The following is an 18,921-nucleotide window of genomic DNA, read 5'->3' as shown; positions in this document are numbered from 1 at the left end:
CGGGTGCCGGCCGGCTACCAGAAGATGTCGGCCGGTGATTCCAACGGGGTACGGGCCGCCAGGGTCCGGGGTGTGGCCGCTGTTGGCACGTCCGCATCGTGCAACGTCTGGTCAAAGTGCAGCTGGGTGCGCCGTTCGAGCTCCGGCAGGCCGATCTGGTAGACCCGGAATTCGTCCAGATCCGGCAGTGCCCTGAGCTGGTCGAGTTCCTGGGTCAGGAGGAAGGCACGGGACTTCAGCACGCCGGCTTCGAGGAAGACGACGATTTTCCAGTACTCGCGCGGCAGTGCAGTTCCTCGGTACATGCGGTCGTCATCGCGGAAAACCGGCCCACCCAAGACGCTGACGCGCAGGTCGTCGACGTCGACATCGTCGAAGACCGCGTTCTCGAGCCGACCCCACAACCCGTCTTTCTTGCTTTGGTTGAAGTCGTCCATCTGCGGGCTGATGTTGGTGTAGTAGAACGAGTCGGCATTTGCCTGGGACGCCTCCTGCACTGCGCCCCAGAGCAGATCGGCGCGGCGTGCCAAATGGCCGCGGTCGAGACGATTACCGGCATAGAGCTCGTTGCCAGTCTGCACCGATTCCGGTAGGCGGGGATCCTTGATGAAGGACCCTCCGGCGCGGCTGAGCCGTTTGAGGCAGGAGCCGTCGATGTTCCATGCCACCCACCGGGCGAACCGATGGCTCCGGCTGAGCGAGAGCGAGAAGTGGGTATACGGGATAGTGTCGCCACCCTCCCAGGGCACGGCATCGTCGGCGATTCCTGCATCCAGCAGCGGCGTGTGCACGGTCGGCCCCAGGAAGTTGGCGGCGAACCCGGTGCGGTCCGCGGTGGCACCGGGGGCCTGTGCGGTCATCGTGGTCATGGGAGGCTCCTCAGTCTTGTCTTCCATGAAAGCCCCTCGGCGTTACCGGGTCATTACCGGCCTTCTTCCACCGGGAACTAGGTCCCTTGTTTCCGGTGGGGGTCCGGCCTACGGTGGAGGTACCCATTCGGCTCGTCCGGGGCCGGATAGGCTTTCGAAGGAGAGGGTCATGGGTTACGGAAGTGCAGTTCCCGCAGGTAGCCGCTCACAAGGCGCATTATCGGTCCATTCACGTATCCAAGGTGGCGCGATGGCCACAGGGGGATTGCTGGTGCTCGTGGCCTGCGCTTTCCTCAACGCGGCAGTCCTGGGCGATGGTGATACGGGCGGTTCGCTCTGGTTCGCCGTCCTGATCGGCTTGTACATGTTGGCCTACGGCATCGTGAAGCGATTAAGCCTGACCTTCCTGCCGCGCCCCGAAGCCGACGCTGGCAACTCCCGGGAGCACCACCCGGCGGACTAGACCACTTGGAGGGGAATAGATCGGCCGGCCACGCGGTTTTATATGCAAACGCATTGAACCAAGTGGGAGGAAGCCATCGTGGCCACAGAAATCGTCGTCATCTCCGGAGGGTTGGGCACGCCCTCGACATCGCGCATGCTGGGCGACCAGCTGGGCCAGGCCGCCGCAGCGGCGTTGGCGGACGACGGGGTCGAGGCCGAGGTCTCGATCATCGAACTACGCGACGTGGCCGTGGACATCGCGAGCACGATGGTGGCAGGATATGCGCCGCCTCGTTTGGCCGAGGTGATCGGGCAGGTGGAGCGGGCCGATGCGCTCATCGCCGTAAGCCCGGTCTTCACCGCCTCCGTGTCCGGGCTGTTCAAGTCCTTCCTCGACGTACTCGATCCCACGGCCCTGGACGGCAAGCCGGTCCTGCTGGCGGCCACCGGCGGCTCGGCGCGCCACTCGATGGTGGTCGACTACGTGATGCGCCCGATCTTCAGCTATCTGCGCGCCAATGCCATGCCCACCGCTGTGTTCGCGGCTCCGGAGGACTGGGGAGGCGACACCGGAGGCGGTCAGCTGGGCCAACGTGCGGCCCGCGCCGGCGCCGAATTGGCCCGCGCGCTGGGCGGTGTCCGCGCCTCGGCCGAGCGCCCCGATCCGATGGAGTCGCTGCCCTTCGAGGAGCTGTTGGCCAATATCCAGCCCGGGGCCTGACCGGGTCCGGACGTGCGTGAGGGGCGGACCCATGGGTCCGCCCCTCACGTCTTCTCTCAACAAACAACGCCAGGCACGCCCGCGGCATCCGTGCCCCCGTGGGGGCGCGGTCCGCGAGCCAATCCAGCGCCGCCGTCGTGCCTTATTTGTCGGTGAAGCCGTCCTTGAAGTCCTTCGCGGCTTCCTTGACGTGCTCGCCGGCCTGCTTCGTGCGGGCGCTGGACTGATCGGCCTTGCCCTCCGCCTCGAGGCGCTCGTTGTCGGTGGCCTTGCCGAGACCTTCCTTGGTCTTTCCAGACATCTCTTCGCCCTTATTGGACATCTTGTCTCCGAGTCCCATTGCGCATTCCTTTCATCGGTACTGCTCAGATGGCGGTTCGGTGGAACCGTCGTGCCGGTCGGCCACGGCGTGACCCGCACGGTGACTTCCACGCTAACGGCGCAGGGTCCATCCGTCTAGCCGAAAGTGCCCTGCGCGAACATGACTTCCGTTCCGGTCCTGGCGGCTTCGGCGGCATGGAGCCGATGCACGAAATGGCGTTGGATGTGGCCGGCGGAATATGACGTCCATCACGCGGCCGATCGTATACGATATGGGGACGAGTTGGGATGTGACGGCACCTCGTGGACCGGGTCGCCGTCGTCCCGCAGGATCAGGAAGGCCCATGCCGACATGCTCAGCGACGAGACCATCACCGCCATTGCCGACGAACTGGTGGAGGCCGGACGCACCCGCACACCGGTGCAGCGCCTGACGGCGCGCTACCCGGAGATGACCATCGAGGATTCCTACCGGGTGCAGGATTTGTGGCGCCAGCGCAGCGAGGCCAACGGGCGCCGGCTGGCGGGGCGCAAGATCGGCCTGACCTCCCGCGCGATGCAGGTGGCCACCGGGATCACCGAACCGGACTACGGCATCATCTTCGACGACATGGTGCTGGAGAACGCCTCGACCATCGAGTGGAAGCGCTACACGCACCCGCGTGTGGAGGTGGAGCTGGCTTTCGTGCTCAAGGAGGACATCTCCGGGCCGGGCGCGACCATCTTCGACGTGCTGCGGGCCACCGAATACGTCACCCCCGCGCTGGAGATCCTCGACTCGCGGATCGAGATGGAGGGGCGCACGATCGTGGACACGATCAGCGACAACGCCGCCATGGGTGCCATGGTGATCGGCGGCCGGCCGGTCGCCCCGGACGCGGTGGACCTGCGCTGGGTCGCGGCGATCCTGTACAAGAACCAGGTCGTCGAGGAGACCGGTGTGGCCGCCGGCGTGCTGAACCACCCGGCCGCCGGGGTGCACTGGCTGGCCAACAAGATCGCCCCGCACGGCGACGGGCTCAAGGCCGGGGAGATCATCCTCGCCGGCTCGTTCACCCGCCCGATGTGGGTCAACGAGGGCGACACCGTCTTCGCCGACTACGGAGAACTGGGGACCATCACATGCCATTTCGCGTAACCCCCGACCCGTCCTTCCGCGACGCCCTCGCCGCAGCAGACCGCCCGCTGGCTGGCATCTGGGTCTGCTCGGCCTCCCCGCTGGTGGCCGAGATCTGCGCCGGCGCCGGCTTCGACTGGCTCTTCATCGACGCCGAGCATTCGCCGAACTCCCCGGAGTCCGTGCTGGCCCAGTTGCAGGCCGTGCGCGGCTACCCGGTGGTTCCGGTGGTCCGCCCGGCGGTCAACGACACCGTTCTCATCAAGCAGTACCTCGACATCGGGGCCCAGACACTCATCGTGCCCATGGTGCACACCGTGGCCGACGCCGAGGCGGCAGTTGCCGCCGTCCGGTACCCGCCGCTGGGGGTGCGCGGCGTCGGCTCCGCATTGGCCCGCTCCGCACGTTGGAACCGGATCCCCGGCTACCTGGACCGCGCCTCGGAGACGATCACGCTGATCGTCCAGGTCGAATCGGCCGAAGCCGTGGCCAACGCCGCGGACATCGCCGCCGTCGACGGTATCGACGGGATCTTCATTGGCCCCTCCGACCTGGCCGCCTCGATGGGCGTCCTCGGCCAGCAGGACCACCCGGACGTCGTCGCCGGCGTGGAGTCAACGATCGCCGCGGTGAAGGCAGCCGGCAAGTTCGTCGGCGTCAATGCGTTCGGCGAGGCCGCTGCACGGCGCTACATGGACGCCGGGGTCGACTTCGTCGGGGTCGGCGCCGACGTGGCGCTGCTGGCCCGGGGGACAGAAGCACTGGCGGCGAAGTTCGTCCCGGCAGATCCGGCAGCCAGTGGCGGGGCGCCGGCCAGCTACTGAGGGAGCGTGCCGCGGCATGGCGGTGGTGTAGACATGCTACGGCCTCACGTCGTGGGGCCCGTTCCTCCAGGCCCCGGGGTGGCCGGCAGGACCCGCCCGCAAACCTCTCCGAGGGCGATGGAGCCGCCGGCGGCACCGGGGGCCGTCGCACGCAGGATGATGTTCTGGCCATCTTGGAGGAATCCCATGTGAGTCCCGTCGCCAAGGACCAGTGGTTCGCTGCCACCCCACGTCAGTTCGAGGAATGAACCGCGTTGGTCCCGTTCGGGACCCGAGATCGTTCCGGAGGCGAAGAAATCGCCGGGACGCAGCGAGGCCCCGTTGACCACCATGTGCGTCAGCATCTGGGCGCCGGAGTAATACATGCCGGCGTAGGGGGGCCTGGAGACGACTTCACCGTCGACCTCGACTTCGAAGTGGATGTCGAAACCCCCGGGGCCGGTTTTGTCCGTATCCAGGTAGGCCGCCGGCTTCGCAACCCGTTCAGGCAGCGCCACCCGGGCGTGGTCCAAGGCGGGCAGGGGGACGACCCATGCGCCGATCGACGTGGCGAACGACTTGCCCAGGAACGGGCCCAGCGGCACGTATTCAAAGGCCTGGATGTCACGGGCGGACCAGTCGTTGACGACGACGACGCCGAAGATGTGGTTCTCCGCGTGTGCCAGGGGGATTTCGCCTTCCGGAGCGCCTCCGCCGACGACGAACCCGAGCTCGGTCTCGATGTCGAGTCGCTGGCTGGGTCCGAATGTCGGATCGGAGCCGGGCTCCGGCCGCAGGCCCTTGGGGCGCACGATGTCGGTGCCCGAAACCGCAATGGTGCCCGACCGTCCGTGGTACCCCACCGGAAGGTGATGCCAGTTGGGTAGCAGGGCAGCCTGATCGGGACGAAAGATCTTCCCGACATTCGAGGCGTGGTGCTCGGAGGCGTAGAAATCGACATAGTCCGCGACCGTGAAGGGCAGGTGGAAGGTGGCGTCGGCCAGCGAATGGCCGAGATCACGCAGGGCATCGGTGCTGCCTTCACCGCTCAGGAACGCCGTGATCCCCGCACGTAGGGCATCCCAGGTGGTGTGTTTGGCCTTCAGGAGGGCGTCGAGGTTCGGCGCATGCAGGAGATCCACGATCGATAGATCGAGATGGGCCAGTTGGCCGAGCTCGTGTGCGGGGTAGGCCTTATCGCCCAGCCGGATCGCCAGCCATGGCTCCTCTCCGGTGGTGGAAACCGAACCGAAGGGCAGGTTGTCGACTCCGTAGCCTGTATTGGCATACTGGGCCGCGGCGCTGCCGTGGGGATGATTGATGCTCATGCTATTTCTGCCTTTTCTGCTAGTGCTGCCATACCGGGCTCCATGAGTCCCAGCCGTTCGAGTGAGTGCGCGGGTTCGGGGACGCTGCACGTCCCGAAGGACACAAAGGTCAGCCGCCAGTCAGGCCGAAGCGTCGCAAAGGAGCCGACGAGAGTATCCGCCCGGGTGGACTCAAGGGTTGCCGCCGCGTCGCCGACGGCAGCCCCCGCCTGGAGCTGGGCCACGGCCACGGCAATGTTGATGAATCCATGGTGTGTGAAGCCCGTGGCGGTGCTGGTGAAGCGGATGGCCTCATGCAGGCCCGCGGTCAGCTTGAAGGGGACCTCTGCACGCACCGCCCGGTCGATCATCTCGGCGAGTCCGCGGGAGGTGGGAAACAGGTCGGCCCGCACGCCGCCGGTCCGGAACTTTGCACGTGCCGTGAACGGAACGAGGTCATCCACGACGCCGGCCCGGACGCGGTCTGCGTCTAGCTCCACATACATCGAGGCGTCCGTGCGCCTACCGAGCTCACGGAGGAACCCGAAGTCGGACGTGTTGTCCCCGAGCTTGATTTCCAGCCCGGCCAGCTTCAGGCAACGGTACCTGGCCATGTCACTGATCACGGTGGGCGCTTCCTCGTCGAGGGTGACGACGTGGATGTCCACGGGCTCGGAGCCGGCGGCGGCGACCTGTCGGTTCGCATCGGCCAGCATCGAGACCGGAAGGACCATCGGGCCCATGATGCGTGCGACCGCCGTCCGTCGACGTGCCAGATGGTCTTCGACCGCCTGCGCCAGCGGGGCATTTCCCGGGGGGTAGACTGCCGCATCGTCAAAAAAACCGGAGAACACGTCGGGGGAGTCTCGCCGGCTCATGGCTGGTCCTTCCAGCGTCCGGTCCAGGACGCTGCATACTTGCCGTCATCGACGGCCAGGGCGGCCTCGCCGAGATCGAGCGGGCGGAACGTATCGACCATGACGGCGAGCTCGTCGAAGTATTCGATCCCGAGGGACGCCTCGATCGCTCCGGGCTGCGGCCCATGAGGGTGGCCCCCCGGGTGGACGGAAATGGAACCCTTCCCGATCCCGGAGCCCTTGCGGGCCTCGTAGTCGCCATCGACATAGAACATGATCTCGTCCGAATCGACATTCGAATGATAGTAGGGGACCGGTACGGACTGCGGGTGGTAGTCGACCTTGCGGGGGACGAAATTGCACACCACGAAGTTGTGGCCCTCGAAGACCTGGTGAACGGGCGGGGGCTGGTGCACCTTTCCGGTGATCGGCATGTAGTCGTTGATGTTGAAGACGTAGGGGTAAAGGCAGCCGTCCCACCCCACGACGTCGAATGGGTGGCTGGGGAGCGTGTGGATCGTCCCGGCGATGCCGCCGGCCCCGCGACCGCGATGCTTGATGTAGACGTCCACATCCGTTCCCTCCCTCAAGAGCGGTTCGGAGGGGCCACGCAAGTCGCGCTCGCAATACGGGGCGTGCTCGAGCAGCTGGCCGTGCTTCGAGAGGTAGTTGCGCGGCGGCCCGATATGGCTGTTGCCTTCGACGAAGTACAACTGTGCCACTCCCTCGTCGATCACCCAGCGGTGGGTCGTCGCGCGCGGGATGATGACGTAGTCCCCGGCGGATACCGGGAGCGAGCCGAAGACCGTCTCGACCGTGGCGCGGCCGCGTTCGACGTACACGCATTCATCGCCTATGCCATTGCGGTAGAGCGGCGAGGTCATACCGACCCATGCGTAGCTGATCCTCACATCGCCGTTGGCCAGGACGAGGCGCCGACCGGTGACCGCGTCGGTTCCCCGGGCCGATTCCTCCGTAGAGAGATCGTGCAGCTTCAGGTGGCGCGGCACCAGCGGGTGGTTCGGTTCGGTCGTGAGATCCGGGAGATTCCACTTGCGGGCCCCGACGAGGGACGAAGGGATGCCGCGGTGGTACAAGAGCGATGAATCCGAGGAGAACCCCTCCTCACCCATGAGTTCCTCGTAGAGCATGTTCCCTGATTCCGTTCGATGGACGGTGTGCCGAGTTTGGGGAATGGTGCCGAGTTGGCGGTAGTAGGCCATGGGCTCCTCCTTCAGGAGATGGGTGGGCTGCGTCATAAAAATAGTACATGTGTGTACTAAAATTGGCGACTCTAAATTAGATTTTTCTCGAGAGGACCATGGACTATGCCCGTTGGCAGACGACGCACGACGCCATCGATGACCCGTTGGTCGACGTCGGGTCGCGACGGGAAGTGTGTCGATTGGACGTGGCGAAAACGACGTAGAAAGATTCACCTATGGACTATTGGGATTTCATTGATTCGGCACACGAAAACCTCGGACGCGAATTCGATGACATCGATTTGTCGGCCAATATGGTGATCCTGGCGTTGAACCGTGCCTCGAGTGCCATTACCTATGACCTCGAATCTGCCGTACACCGCAGTGAGGGCGGCTCCTGGTCCTCCTACAGGTTCCTCTTCGTGTTATGGCACGCCGGGCCGATCTCCGCACACGAACTCGCACGCCTGACCAACATGACGCGCACTGCCGTGTCGAACATGTCCCATTCGCTGATCGGTCGAGATCTCATCGAGAAGCAACCATCCGCTGCGGATGGCCGGTCCGTCACGCTGAGCCTGACGGAGGCGGGGCTCGTGTTCATCCGGCAGCTGTTCAGGGTACAAAACGAACGCGAGAGCGGGTGGGCGTCATCCCTATCGGATATCGAGCAGGAACTGCTGATCATGTTGCTGCGCAAACTCATGACGGGGCAAGGTGTCGACCACCTGCGCTTGCGTTCCTAGTGCCACCGTGGTGAGGCGCAGCGGCCAGAAGCCGAAAGCGCGCCGGTGCGTTGGCAAGCAATGCATAAACACCGGGTCTGCCTCCAGCGGTATCTAGCGCGGACCCCCGGGGCTCACTGGGCGTTTCCGGCGGTCCGGATTCCATCGCCGCCGTCAGGGGCTGTGCAGCGGGTTGCGGGCCGCCAGATGGCGTGCCACGGAGTCGATTGCCGCCTGGCTGCGCTGGGAGGGGCGATGGTCGGCAAGGGAGACGGCGGTGATCGCGTTCGCGGGGATGTTGTCGGCCAACGGAACGTACGCGATCTCGTGTCCCTCGAAGCTCTGCCGATGCCCGGGGATGGTGTTGACCAGGCAATAGCCGAGTCCCTGGGCGACGTATTCACGGATGGTCTCGATGTTCCCCGATCGCAGGCGGGGAGGATGGGCGACCCCCAGCCCCATCAGCATGCCCAATATGGACTCGGCGGTCGGTGGGACATCGAGCAGGAGTAGCGGCAGATCCTGGACATCGTGGATGAACACGCTGCTGGCCGTCGCCCGGGGATGCGTGGCCGGCAGCATGACATGCATCGTCGCGGGTGCGAGATCGCTGTGGGCCAGATCGTGCTCGAGCATCCTGCGGTAGATGAACCCCACGTCGAGTTGACCACGACGGACGAGTTCCTGGAGTTCGACGGCGCTGCCCTCGACCAGACGGAGTGCCACTTCCGGGTGCTGCTCGGCTAGATCCCGCACCATGGCGGGGAGGAGGGCGGGGGACAGCGTCGTCAGGCAGCCCACGCGCAACAGCCCTCGGAGCTCGTGCTGTTCCTCCAATACCGCCATGTGCGCCGCAGCGATCGATTCGAGGGCGTTCCGGGCATGGGGGGCCAGCCTCAGTGCCGCAGGTGTCGGGGTGATGCGTTGTGCCTTGGTGCGGACGAACAACGGCTCGCCGAAGGCCCGTTCGAGCTGGGACAGTGCCATCGACAGGGCGGATTGCGAGAGGTGGGATGCCCGCGCTGCAGCGGTGACGGAGCCGTGGTCGAGCACGGAAACGAAATATTGGAGTTGCCGGATCGTAGTCTCAGCCATCGAATTCCCTTATGTCTGCTTTCAGATCTATCGACTATACAGCGGTTGTGATGACGCTCACGATGGAAATCGACCAATGACCCGAAAACGGAGGCAATGAATCATGGGCAGTGCAACACGAACATCCGGGGAACAGTCCTCCGGTCCCCGGGTCGTGACCCTGGGGACTGCTGGCGGTCCCCGTTGGTGGGCGCGGGGGCAAGCAAGCGAGCGGTGCGGCATCTCCACGGCAATCATCGTCGACGACGGCTTCTACCTGGTGGATTGCGGTCATGGCGTTGGTCGTCGCATCCACGAGGCTGGTCTGGACTTGAAGGACTTGCGGGGAATCTTCATCACGCACCTCCACTCGGACCACACCATCGACTTGGGAAGCTTGGCGATCTTCGGGCTGTATGAGCTTGGCTCTCGCATCGGCGACCCGGTGCCAATTCTCGGCCCTGGCGATCGCGGTATGTTGCCGACGCTGTCGTCGCGGGCCTCGATGATGCCGGATTACATTGCGCCGAACCGACCGACGCCCGGGACCAAGGACACGTTCAACCTCTTGATGGAGGCCTTCGCGACGGACCTGAACGACCGGATCATCGATTCCCTCCGACCCTCGCCGCATGAGCTGTTCGAGGTGGCGGACATCGAAATCCCGCCGGGAACCGGGTACCACCCGAACGACAACCCCACCCCCGACATGGAGCCGTTCGTCGTTTTCGAGGACGGGCACGTCGTGGTCTCGGCGATTCTCGTGGAACACCCACCCATAGCACCGGCCTTCGCCTTCCGTTTCGATACCCGCGAAGGTTCGGTCACCCTCTCGGGTGACACGGCACCGACCCCGAACATGATCGTCCTCGCCAGCGGCACTGGCCTGCTGCTCCACGAGGCGATCGACTTCGACTACATCGACGGTATGTACGCGGGAACCAGCGACCCGGTGGCGGTTGCCTCCCGGGACCACCACTACAAAAGCCACACAAGTGCTGCCGACGCCGCGAGGATCGCCAACAAGGCCGGGGCCCGGCGTTTGGCCTTGCATCATCTCGTTCCCGGTACCGCCCCCCAGTCGGTTTGGGAAGACGCCCGACGGAACTTCACCGGCGACTTCTACCTGCCCGACGATCTCGATACCATTCCCTTTGGAACCCAGGAGTAAACATGTCCACCTCCACCAACCCCGAACCGCGAACGCCGATGGCATCCAACGAACATGGCCAGACGCCGGCCCTGCAGGTGTCCCTGAAGACTCCCGAGATGAAGCGCGTGCTGGCTTCGAGTTTTATCGGCAGCGCTGTCGAATACTACGATTGTTCCGATTCTCAGATTATTCCGATTTCTGCGTGAGCGGTCCTGTGGCTTGTACGATCTCTCCTTGCGATCGGGATAAACCTGTTGGGCCCGGAAGCTAGCGCCCGGCATCCTGGGCCGGGGAATTCCCCATGGACTCGGGAAGAGTGGCCTGTGCATCGTGGTGTGACCGCGGCCCGTTCCCGAGTGGCCGCGACCATCCGATGGAGGTCTGGGTCATGGAGAAGGGTCTATCAACGCTTGTCGGGGGCGTGCTGGCGGAAGCCAAGCGCATTGGCTTGGCCGATTCGACAGTCGGGTACTACCGAAGCTGCTGCCGCGTGGTGGTTCGGTACTGCGAGAGCCGGGGGATCGATCGGTTGACAGAAAAGATCGTGGCGGAGTTCCTGCCGGCCATGGACGAACGGGTGCAGCGTGGCCAGATCGGTCCCATGACGCGGTCGACGCTGGAGAAGACAGCCGAGATGATGCTGCAGTTCCAGCAGACCGGTGCCGTTCTCTGGCGACGGCGCAGGCCGCCCTCGGGCTTGGGAACACCGGGGGAATCAGTCCTTGTTGCCTTCGCGGAGTCGCTGCATGACGAGCTGGCATCGCGTTCGGTGAGCTCGATGGTCGGCGAGGTGCGCCAGTTCCTGCGCTATCTGGAAGGCACCGGCTGCACCCTTGGATCTGTGACGCTTGATGAGGTCCGCGGCTTCCTCGTCGAGGCCGGGCCCCGTCACACCTCGGGCATGGGCAACACCGTGTGGGCCATCAAACGGTTCTTCAGGTTCGCCAACCAGGAGGGCTACTCGATGTTGGGGGTCGAGGTGATGCTGGCCAGAGTCGGGCCGCGGCGAGTACGGGCGCTGCCGTGCTTCACACCCGAGGAGACCGCCCGGATCCTCGCCGCGATCGAGACCGGCTCTGCGCGCGGGAAGAGGGACTACGCGATGGTCCGGTTGGCGTTGTCGACCGGATTGCGCTGCGGCGACATCCTCTCGCTGAGGTTGGAGCAGATCGACTGGCACCGGGATGAGATCCGCCTGGTCCAGCACAAGACCTCGGCACCGCTGACGCTGCCGCTGTCGGCAGAGGCCGGCAATGCGATCGCGGACTGGCTCCTGCATGGCAGACCGGCATGCCATGCGCCCGAGGTCTTCGTCCGCGTCCGCGCCCCGTTCGTGAAGCTGAGCGGGCCGACCGGGGCGCAGGTCATGAACCGGTGGCTCCCCAAGGCCGGCGTGTCCCACCGGGCCCACGACGGCAAGACCTTCCACGCCCTGCGTCGCACGACGGGCACCCGCCTGGTCGAGTCCGGCGCCGAGCTGGAGCTGGCCGCCCAGGTCCTCGGCCACGGCCGCCTCGACTCCTCGAGGCGCTACATCGCCTTGGCCGACGGGTCCCTGCGGGAATGCTGCCTGCCGCTTGACCAGTTCGCCCCCACCATGGAGGCCCTGCGATGAACGCGTTGTTCGGCAGCGGCTTCGCCTCCCACATCGAGGCGATGCTCGAATGGCGGACCGGTCTGGGCTACGCGAGGACCTTGGCCTATCCGATGCAGCGCTTCGACAAGTTCTGCCAGACCCATCGACCCGGCGAGACGATTCTGACGCGGGAGCTGGTGACGGCCTGGTGCGCGGAAGGAACCTGCACCGAATGGCCGGCGTACAAAACCCGCGCGATCCGCGAGTTCGGCAAGTACCTGACGATGATCGGCATCGAAGCGTTCCTCCTGCCCTCCGACTGGATCAGTCGCCCCGCCAGGACCCTGCCGCACATGTTCACCGACGAGGAGCTGACCTGCTTCTTCGCAGCGACTGACTCATTCCCGGCGAACCCGGCAAGCCCGTTCCGCGAATACACGATCCCGGTGTTGTTCCGGCTGGTGCTCGGCTGCGGGCTACGGCCGCAGGAAGCCCGGCGGCTGCGCCGCCGTGACATCGACTACGACCAGGCGGTCGTGGTGATCGAACAGTCAAAGCGCAACAAGGACCGCCGTGTCCCGATCGATGCCGGCATGGCCGCCCTGCTGGCCCGCTATGAGGAACTGGCGAACCTGCGCCGCCCCGACCGGGAGTTCTTCTTCGAATACCACCCCGGACAGCCATATCCGGGCCGTTGGCTGACCGCTTCGTACCACCGGTGTTGCGCCATCGCCGGGGACCTGGCACCTGGCTCGACGCCCTACACGCTGCGCCACAACTTCGCCACACGCACCCTGACGCGCTGGGTCGAGGAAGGCCGCGACCTCAACGTGTGGCTGCCCTACCTGTCGGCCTACATGGGCCACGAGAGCTACTCCGGCACCGCCTACTACATCCATTTGCTGCCCGAGAGACTGTCCGCCACAGGGCTGACCGGCGTGGCAGGAATCATCCCGGAAGTGACGCCATGACCACGTCTAACGACAGCTTCTACCGGCATCTGCGCGAGTGGTTCACCGTGTTCCTGCCCCGGCAACGCGGCGCCAGCCCGCACACCATCACCTCTTGTCGCCACACCTGGAACATGCTCCTGGCCTACCTCGCCGAGAGCCGACAAGTTCCGCTGGACCGGATCACCTTCACGATCCTGGACCGTGCCTGCGTCCTCGGATTCCTGGAGCACATGAGGACCACACGTGGATGGACGGCGACGACCTACAACCAGCGCCTGGCCTGTATCCGTTCCTTCTTCAGGTACGCCGCCACCGCCGAACCGACACTGGCCATGCACCTGACCGAGCTCAACGGCATCCCCGCGCTGAAGGCCCCGGCTACCCCGACCGTTCGCCACTTGACGACCACCGCCATCGCCGCCCTGCTGGCCACTCCCGACCCCGCCACCAGGATCGGTGCGCGAGACCAGTTCTTCATGATCCTCATGTATGACCTGGCCGCCCGCGACGCCGAGTTGCTCGCCCTGACCCTCGGCGACATCGACGTCAAACGGCTCACCGTCGAGCTGACAGGGAAGGGATCCAAACCCCGCCGCCTGCCCATCACCACCGAGACCGCCGCCCACTGCCGCCGCTACACCGCAGCCTTCCACCCCGATCCTGACCCGGCGCAACCGCTGTTCTACACGATCCACGGACACCGCAAGACCCCCATGTCCGACGACAACGTCGCCAGGTTCTTGCGGCAGCACGGTGCCAAGGCCCGTGAAAGCTGCCCCGAAATACCAGAGAAAATCCACCCCCACATGCTGCGGCACTCCCGGGCCATGCACCTCTACCAAGCAGGCATGCCCCTGGCGCTACTCACCGAATGGCTCGGTCACGCTGACCCCGAGACCACGCTGATTTACGCACACGCTGACACTGAAATGAAACGTCAAGCCCTCGCCAAAGCCACCGGCGGAATCAGCACCAGTCCACCAGCCGTACCGATCTGGCACCACCACGAGGACATCATCCAGCGCCTATGGGTCACGTCCCGTGGAGTGGTGGAGTTTACCTCGACACCGTGCGGGTCAGTGATCTGATTATGAGGCAGTGAGTTCGGGGATCAAAATCGCCTCCTCGACCTCTGCCGCGGGCGCCGCCTCGACGGTCTGGAGCGCGGCCATGGACGCCTCCGAGAGATAGCGGCGGTCCCCGGCTTCCCACTCGTCGTGCTGCTCCACCAGGACCGCGCCGGCGAGCCGGAGCAGGGCCGCGGGGTTGGGGAATACCCCGACGACATCGGTCCGTCTCTTGATCTCCTTATTGACCCGCTCCATGGGATTCGTGCTCCAGATCTGGCGCCAATGCCGGTTCGGGAATCCGGTGAACGCGAGCACGTCGTCGCGGGCATCGCCGAGCATCCCGGCAACCTTCGGATGGGACTTGGCAAGCATCCGGATGACCTCGTCGAACTGGGTGTTCACGTGCTCGGCGTCGGGCTGGGCGAAGGCGGTGCGGATGATCGAGGCGACCATCTCCTGGGAGCCCTTCGGCACGATCGAGAGCACGTTTCGCATGAAATGGACCCGGCAACGCTGCCACGCCGCCCCTTGGAACACGGTCGCAATGGCCTTCTTAAGCCCCGTGTGCGCGTCGGAGATGGCGAGCTTGACCCCGTCCAGGCCGCGGGCCTTCAGGTGCCGCAGGAACGCCGTCCAAAAGCCCTCGTTCTCACTGTCCCCGACGTCGAAGCCCAGGACCTCGCGGCGACCGTCGGCGGCGACGCCGAAGGCGACCACGATCGCCTGGGAGACGACGCGGTGCCCGACGCGGGCCTTGCAGTACGTGGCATCGAGGAAGACGTACGGGTAGCCCAGAGCGGAGAGGTCGCGGTCCCGGAAGGCGGCGACCTCGTGGTCCAGGTCCTGGCAGATCCGCGAGACCTCGGACTTCGAGACCCCGGTATCGGCGCCCAGGGCCTTGACCAGGTCATCGACCTTGCGGGTGGAGACGCCGTGCAGGTAGGCCTCCATCACCACGGCGTAGAGGGCCTGGTCCACGCGGCGTCGGCGTTCGAGCAGGGCCGGGAAGAACGAGCCGTTGCGCAGCTTGGGGATCTTCAGGTTCAGGTCCCCGGCGGTGGTGCTCAGCGTCCTGGGCCGGGAGCCGTTTCGCTGATTGGTGCGGCCCTCGGAGCGCTCGAAGGGGGCGGCGCCGATGAACGCGGTCGCCTCCGCCTCGATGAGCTGCTGGTATAGGGTTTCGGTCGCGGTGCGGATCCGGTCGGGGACATCGGTGAGCTTGAGTTGTCCGAGGAGTTCGAGAAGGGCAGACTGGTCTAGAGCCATCGTGTGTTTGTGTCTTTCCGTGAGTTCTTTGATCGGTACTCACTGACCATCGCACGATGGCTCGCTACTTTAAGCGTGCAACTCGCTGACTAGGGAAATTACACCACTCCAGGGGACGCAACCCGCCTATGCGGCCTCACCGGAGGCTAACCCTTTTATCCCGACAACCGCACCACCGGTGCAACTCCGCCCCAGGTCACGCGCCCGTCCAGCAACGACACCAACCCTTCTCGGAATAATCTGAGAATCGGAACAATCTGTGTTATTCCGAGGTCGGAATAACACCGATTTCCTGCTCTATGCCACGGCCGCGGCCATCGTTTTCAACAAGATCTACTTCGTCGGCATGACGCCGGCAATGGCGACCTTTGCATCCTTCGCCACCTTCGCCGTCGGCTACCTGGCGCGGCCCGTGGGCGGTGCCATCTTCGGTCACTTCGGCGACCGCGTGGGGCGCAAGAAAATGCTAGTGGTTTCCATGTTGGTGATCGGTTTCGCGACGCTGGCCATCGGTCTGCTGCCAACCGCAGCCTCGATTGGCATGGCCGCACCCATCATCTTGACGGCCATCCGGCTCGTCCAGGGCATCGCAGTCGGCGGTGAGTGGGGCGGAGCGGCCCTCATGGCGCTGGAACATGCACCGAAGCATGAACGCGGATTCGCCACCTCCTTCGCCACCGCCGGCGGCCCCGCCGGGGCGATTCTGGCTACGCTCGCGCTGTCGGCGTCCTCCGCACTGACCGGCGATGCCTTCCTGACCTGGGGATGGCGCATCCCCTTTCTGCTCAGCACCGTGCTGGTCGGCATCGGATTGTTCATCCGTGTGAAGGTCTCCGAGTCGCCCCTTTTCGAGCAGCTGGAGGAAGCCAGTGCCCGCCGCCGGCTGCCGCTGATGGAGGTGCTGGCCCGCCACCCGCGGACGGTCGCGGTGGCTTTGGTGGTTGCCTTGGGCTTTGCTGTCACGCAAGGACTCATGACGGTGTGGGGTGTCTCCGTTGCCATCGATTCAGGCGCGCCCCGCACCGGGGTGTTGAACTGGAAGGCCACTGGCGCGGTCGTCACCCTGATCATGACGTTCGCCGCGGCCCGCCTGAGCGACCGGTTCGGCCGGCGGGTGATCATCTCCAGCGGGGCCATCCTGGGAATCGTCCTGGCCTATCCGATCATCGCGCTGATGGAAAGCGGAACGCTGGCGGGCTTCGGGATCGGGATCGTGCTGGGCAACGGCATCGTCCAAGGTCTGCTCTTTGGTCCGGTCGGCGCCTACATCGCCGAGTTGTTCCCCACGTCGGTGCGTTTCACCGGTGCCTCACTGGCCTTCCAAGGCGCCTCGGCTCTGGGGGTTGGGCTGTCACCGCTGATTGCCCAAACCCTGGTGTTGGAGACCGGTGCCAGCCCGTTGGTCTCGCTGTTCTGGGGCGGGATGCTTGCAATCGTCCTGATCGTTCTGCTCAAGAACAAGGAGACGTCCACAAAGGAACTGGCGTAGTCGAAACCGCGCGGGAGCCGTGGCCCCAGGCCCGGCTTCTGCCGGCGCACAAACGGAGCGCCCGCCGAAGTCCTCGGCGATTCGTGCCGCAGCCTCCTGCAGCCTGGTTGAAGACCAGACCCAACGGGCTGGGGCCCCGGCGGTCGGGCGGGTCGAGAATTGCGGCGCCGACTCGTAGAACAGCGCCGCCTCGTCGAACGCCTGCCATGGCTGCGCCAGGTTCATGCGGTCGATCCCGGCGACCAGGCACTACGCCGGTGCCTCCCCGGCGCCCTCGCCAACGCCGGTGCCGGGTGGCCGGGCCCGCCGTGCCGAACTCGTCGGCCCAGGCCGTGTCGCCGGATCGGCGGCGAAGAAGACCTCGGTGCCGTCGGGATGAGGACCCCGCGCACCACGGCCTCGTCCGTGGTGTTCTGCCGGGGGGCCGGCGCCGCATTCAGACCGCGGGAACGCTCGATGATGGAGTCCGGGTCCGCGACCTGGAAGCCATTCCTACCCCGTGCACGGGATACGTTCAGTGGTAGGTCCTCCGCACAGGCGGTGAGCGCGGTTCAGACCGATCGGGCGTGCAGGCTGCGGTTCTTGACGTTGATCGCGCGCTCGTAATGGACCAGCAGCTCGTCGCAGACCGAGGCCCAGGAGCGGGTCTGCACCGAGGCGAGGGCCGTTGCCGCGAAGGCCGCGCGCTTGGCGTCGTCATGGGCCAGATCGGCCACCCGCCCGCGCAGCCCCTGCAGGTCCCCGGGCCGGTAGAGCCAGCCGGTGCGGGAGGAGTCGATGAGGTCCAGCGGGCCGCCGCGGCCGACGGCGACGGCCGGCAACCCCGAGGCCATGGCCTCCTGGATGGTCTGGCAGAAGGTCTCCGATTCGCCGGGATGCACGAAGAGGTCCAGGCTGGCCATCATCGTGGCCAGTTCGTCCCCGTCCAGGAAGCCGGCGAAATGTGCTCCGGGCAGGCGCCGGCGCAGGGTCTCCTTCAGTGGACCGGAACCGACGATGACCAGCCGGGTGCCCGGCAGGTCGGCGAGAACGGACAGGTCCTCGACCTGCTTCTCGGTGGCCAGGCGGCCCACATAGCCGATGAGCCGTTCGCCGTCCGGGGCCAGCCGTGCGCGCAGCCGGGCATCGCGCCGCGTCGGTGAGAAGCGCTGGGTGTCGACGCCGCGGCGCCACATCCGCAGCCGCGGAACCCCAGCCTGCTGCAGTTCATCGAGTGAGTGGCTGCTGGGCGCCAGAGTGACCGTGGACGCCTGGTGCATGGCCCGTACGTGGTTCCACAGCACCGGCTCCAGCCACGGCACCCCGTAGCGCCTCGCGTAGGCCGGCACCTGGGTCTGGTAGATCGACACGAGCGGAAGCCCCAGCTGTCCGGCGGCCTGGATCGCCCGCCAGCCGAGCACGAAGGGGCTCGCCACGTGCACCACGTCGGGGCCGAACCCGGAGATCAGCCGGCGGATGCGCGCCACGGTCCCGGCCGCGACCCGGACGTTCGCATAACCGCTCAGCGGCAACGAGGGCAGGCGCACCACCGGGAAGCCCTCGACCATTTCGACGCCGGTGCCCGGCACCGTGCCCGTGCGGGCCCCGCCGATGCCGGCCCCCGGGGCCGCCGTCTCCCCGGGGCGTGCGCCCTCGGGGGTGCCGCCGGCCGGGGCGATCACCAGGGCCTCGTGTCCGGTCCGGCGCAGGTGCGCCAGGACCTGGAGCACCGAGTGGGTGACTCCGTTGAAGTGCGGAAGGAAGGACTCTGCGACCACGACGACTCTCACACCGGAAAGTCTGCTGTGCCCGCATGATGCCGGGCTGAATTCGGGGCGGCGGACAGGTGAACATCCGGGCACCGCCCGGGCCCACGGGCCCGTGCCGCCGTCGTACCCGGTTCCCGGGTCGCGTCGTTGGCACGGTTCGCCGGGCTCAGGTGGCACGATTGAGACGATGAAAAAAGCGCAGCAGTCCGGCTCCGGCCGGCGG

At 65.9% G+C, this 18,921-nt stretch carries 19 protein-coding genes; 11 read left to right on the top strand and 8 right to left on the bottom strand.

Annotation, left to right across the window (positions count from 1 at the left end; all coding sequences use genetic code 11):
- Positions 1–14: 14 nt before the first annotated feature.
- Positions 15–869, bottom strand: a complete 855-nt coding sequence (locus AC1MEQ_RS04365; RefSeq protein ID WP_479794279.1) for a DNA/RNA non-specific endonuclease — start codon at positions 867–869, stop codon at positions 15–17.
- Between the two features lie 250 nt (positions 870–1,119).
- Here AC1MEQ_RS04365 and AC1MEQ_RS04360 point away from each other — a divergent pair, with 250 nt between their 5' ends.
- Both AC1MEQ_RS04360 and AC1MEQ_RS04355 read left to right on the top strand, forming a co-directional pair.
- A complete protein-coding gene (locus AC1MEQ_RS04360) occupies positions 1,120–1,332 on the top strand; it encodes a hypothetical protein (RefSeq protein ID WP_479794277.1) in 213 nt (70 codons plus the stop codon).
- Positions 1,333–1,407: 75 nt separating this feature from the next.
- Entirely contained in the window at positions 1,408–2,034 is a 627-nt protein-coding gene (locus AC1MEQ_RS04355) for a CE1759 family FMN reductase (RefSeq protein ID WP_479796055.1), read from the top strand.
- A gap of 142 nt (positions 2,035–2,176) precedes the next feature.
- On the opposite strand, the gene AC1MEQ_RS04350 is transcribed toward AC1MEQ_RS04355, so the two are convergent.
- Entirely contained in the window at positions 2,177–2,374 is a 198-nt protein-coding gene (locus AC1MEQ_RS04350) for a CsbD family protein (RefSeq protein WP_479794275.1), read from the bottom strand.
- A 333-nt stretch (positions 2,375–2,707) separates the two neighbouring features.
- Between AC1MEQ_RS04350 and hpaH the strand changes: the two genes are divergently transcribed.
- Complete coding sequence (hpaH, locus tag AC1MEQ_RS04345) at positions 2,708–3,493, top strand: 2-oxo-hept-4-ene-1,7-dioate hydratase (RefSeq protein WP_479794273.1); 786 nt, start codon at positions 2,708–2,710, stop codon at positions 3,491–3,493.
- Complete coding sequence (locus tag AC1MEQ_RS04340) at positions 3,478–4,296, top strand: aldolase/citrate lyase family protein (protein WP_479794271.1); 819 nt, start codon at positions 3,478–3,480, stop codon at positions 4,294–4,296. The genes hpaH and AC1MEQ_RS04340 overlap by 16 nt, the downstream gene beginning before the upstream one ends.
- A 44-nt stretch (positions 4,297–4,340) precedes the next feature.
- Here the strand turns inward: AC1MEQ_RS04340 and fahA are convergent, their stop codons facing one another.
- The 3 genes from fahA to AC1MEQ_RS04325 are packed head-to-tail and all read right to left on the bottom strand — an operon-like array spanning position 4,341 to position 7,662.
- Entirely contained in the window at positions 4,341–5,603 is a 1,263-nt protein-coding gene (gene fahA, locus AC1MEQ_RS04335) for a fumarylacetoacetase (RefSeq protein ID WP_479794269.1), read from the bottom strand.
- Positions 5,600–6,460, bottom strand: coding sequence for a hypothetical protein (locus AC1MEQ_RS04330; protein WP_479794267.1), 861 nt, complete (start codon positions 6,458–6,460; stop codon positions 5,600–5,602). Before AC1MEQ_RS04330 ends, fahA begins: the two co-directional genes overlap by 4 nt.
- A complete protein-coding gene (locus tag AC1MEQ_RS04325) occupies positions 6,457–7,662 on the bottom strand; it encodes a homogentisate 1,2-dioxygenase domain-containing protein (RefSeq protein ID WP_479794265.1) in 1,206 nt (401 codons plus the stop codon). Before AC1MEQ_RS04325 ends, AC1MEQ_RS04330 begins: the two co-directional genes overlap by 4 nt.
- Before the next feature lie 218 nt (positions 7,663–7,880).
- Between AC1MEQ_RS04325 and AC1MEQ_RS04320 the strand changes: the two genes are divergently transcribed.
- Positions 7,881–8,390, top strand: a complete 510-nt coding sequence (locus AC1MEQ_RS04320) for a MarR family winged helix-turn-helix transcriptional regulator (protein WP_479794263.1) — start codon at positions 7,881–7,883, stop codon at positions 8,388–8,390.
- 153 nt (positions 8,391–8,543) lie between these two features.
- Here AC1MEQ_RS04320 and AC1MEQ_RS04315 read toward each other — a convergent pair whose 3' ends face one another.
- Positions 8,544–9,464 carry a LysR family transcriptional regulator gene (locus AC1MEQ_RS04315; protein ID WP_479794261.1) on the bottom strand — a complete coding sequence of 307 codons (921 nt, stop codon included), beginning with the start codon at positions 9,462–9,464 and terminating at the stop codon, positions 8,544–8,546.
- A gap of 103 nt (positions 9,465–9,567) precedes the next feature.
- Between AC1MEQ_RS04315 and AC1MEQ_RS04310 the strand changes: the two genes are divergently transcribed.
- From AC1MEQ_RS04310 to AC1MEQ_RS04290, 5 genes are all read left to right on the top strand, one after another.
- The gene (locus AC1MEQ_RS04310) at positions 9,568–10,614 is read left to right on the top strand and encodes an MBL fold metallo-hydrolase (protein ID WP_479794259.1); all 1,047 of its coding nucleotides are present in this window, start codon (positions 9,568–9,570) and stop codon (positions 10,612–10,614) included.
- A gap of 2 nt (positions 10,615–10,616) precedes the next feature.
- A complete protein-coding gene (locus tag AC1MEQ_RS04305; RefSeq protein WP_479794257.1) occupies positions 10,617–10,802 on the top strand; it encodes a hypothetical protein in 186 nt (61 codons plus the stop codon).
- A gap of 323 nt (positions 10,803–11,125) precedes the next feature.
- The gene (locus AC1MEQ_RS04300) at positions 11,126–12,211 is read left to right on the top strand and encodes a site-specific integrase (protein ID WP_479790704.1); all 1,086 of its coding nucleotides are present in this window, start codon (positions 11,126–11,128) and stop codon (positions 12,209–12,211) included.
- A complete protein-coding gene (locus AC1MEQ_RS04295) occupies positions 12,208–13,143 on the top strand; it encodes a tyrosine-type recombinase/integrase (RefSeq protein WP_479790705.1) in 936 nt (311 codons plus the stop codon). Before AC1MEQ_RS04300 ends, AC1MEQ_RS04295 begins: the two co-directional genes overlap by 4 nt.
- Positions 13,140–14,213, top strand: a complete 1,074-nt coding sequence (locus AC1MEQ_RS04290) for a tyrosine-type recombinase/integrase (protein WP_479792800.1) — start codon at positions 13,140–13,142, stop codon at positions 14,211–14,213. Before AC1MEQ_RS04295 ends, AC1MEQ_RS04290 begins: the two co-directional genes overlap by 4 nt.
- Here AC1MEQ_RS04290 and AC1MEQ_RS04285 read toward each other — a convergent pair whose 3' ends face one another.
- A complete protein-coding gene (locus AC1MEQ_RS04285; protein WP_479792799.1) occupies positions 14,214–15,461 on the bottom strand; it encodes an IS256 family transposase in 1,248 nt (415 codons plus the stop codon).
- A 259-nt stretch (positions 15,462–15,720) separates the two neighbouring features.
- On the opposite strand from AC1MEQ_RS04285, the gene AC1MEQ_RS04280 reads away from it, so the two are divergent.
- The gene (locus AC1MEQ_RS04280) at positions 15,721–16,950 is read left to right on the top strand and encodes an MFS transporter (protein WP_479794255.1); all 1,230 of its coding nucleotides are present in this window, start codon (positions 15,721–15,723) and stop codon (positions 16,948–16,950) included.
- Between the two features lie 551 nt (positions 16,951–17,501).
- Here the strand turns inward: AC1MEQ_RS04280 and AC1MEQ_RS04275 are convergent.
- On the bottom strand, positions 17,502–18,719 hold the full coding sequence (locus AC1MEQ_RS04275) for a glycosyltransferase family 4 protein (protein WP_479794254.1): 1,218 nt from the start codon (positions 18,717–18,719) through the stop codon (positions 17,502–17,504).
- Positions 18,720–18,921: the final 202 nt, after the last annotated feature.

Source organism: Arthrobacter sp. ASL1 (assembly GCF_056680475.1).
This window is presented reverse-complemented; position numbering and strand designations above follow the sequence as displayed.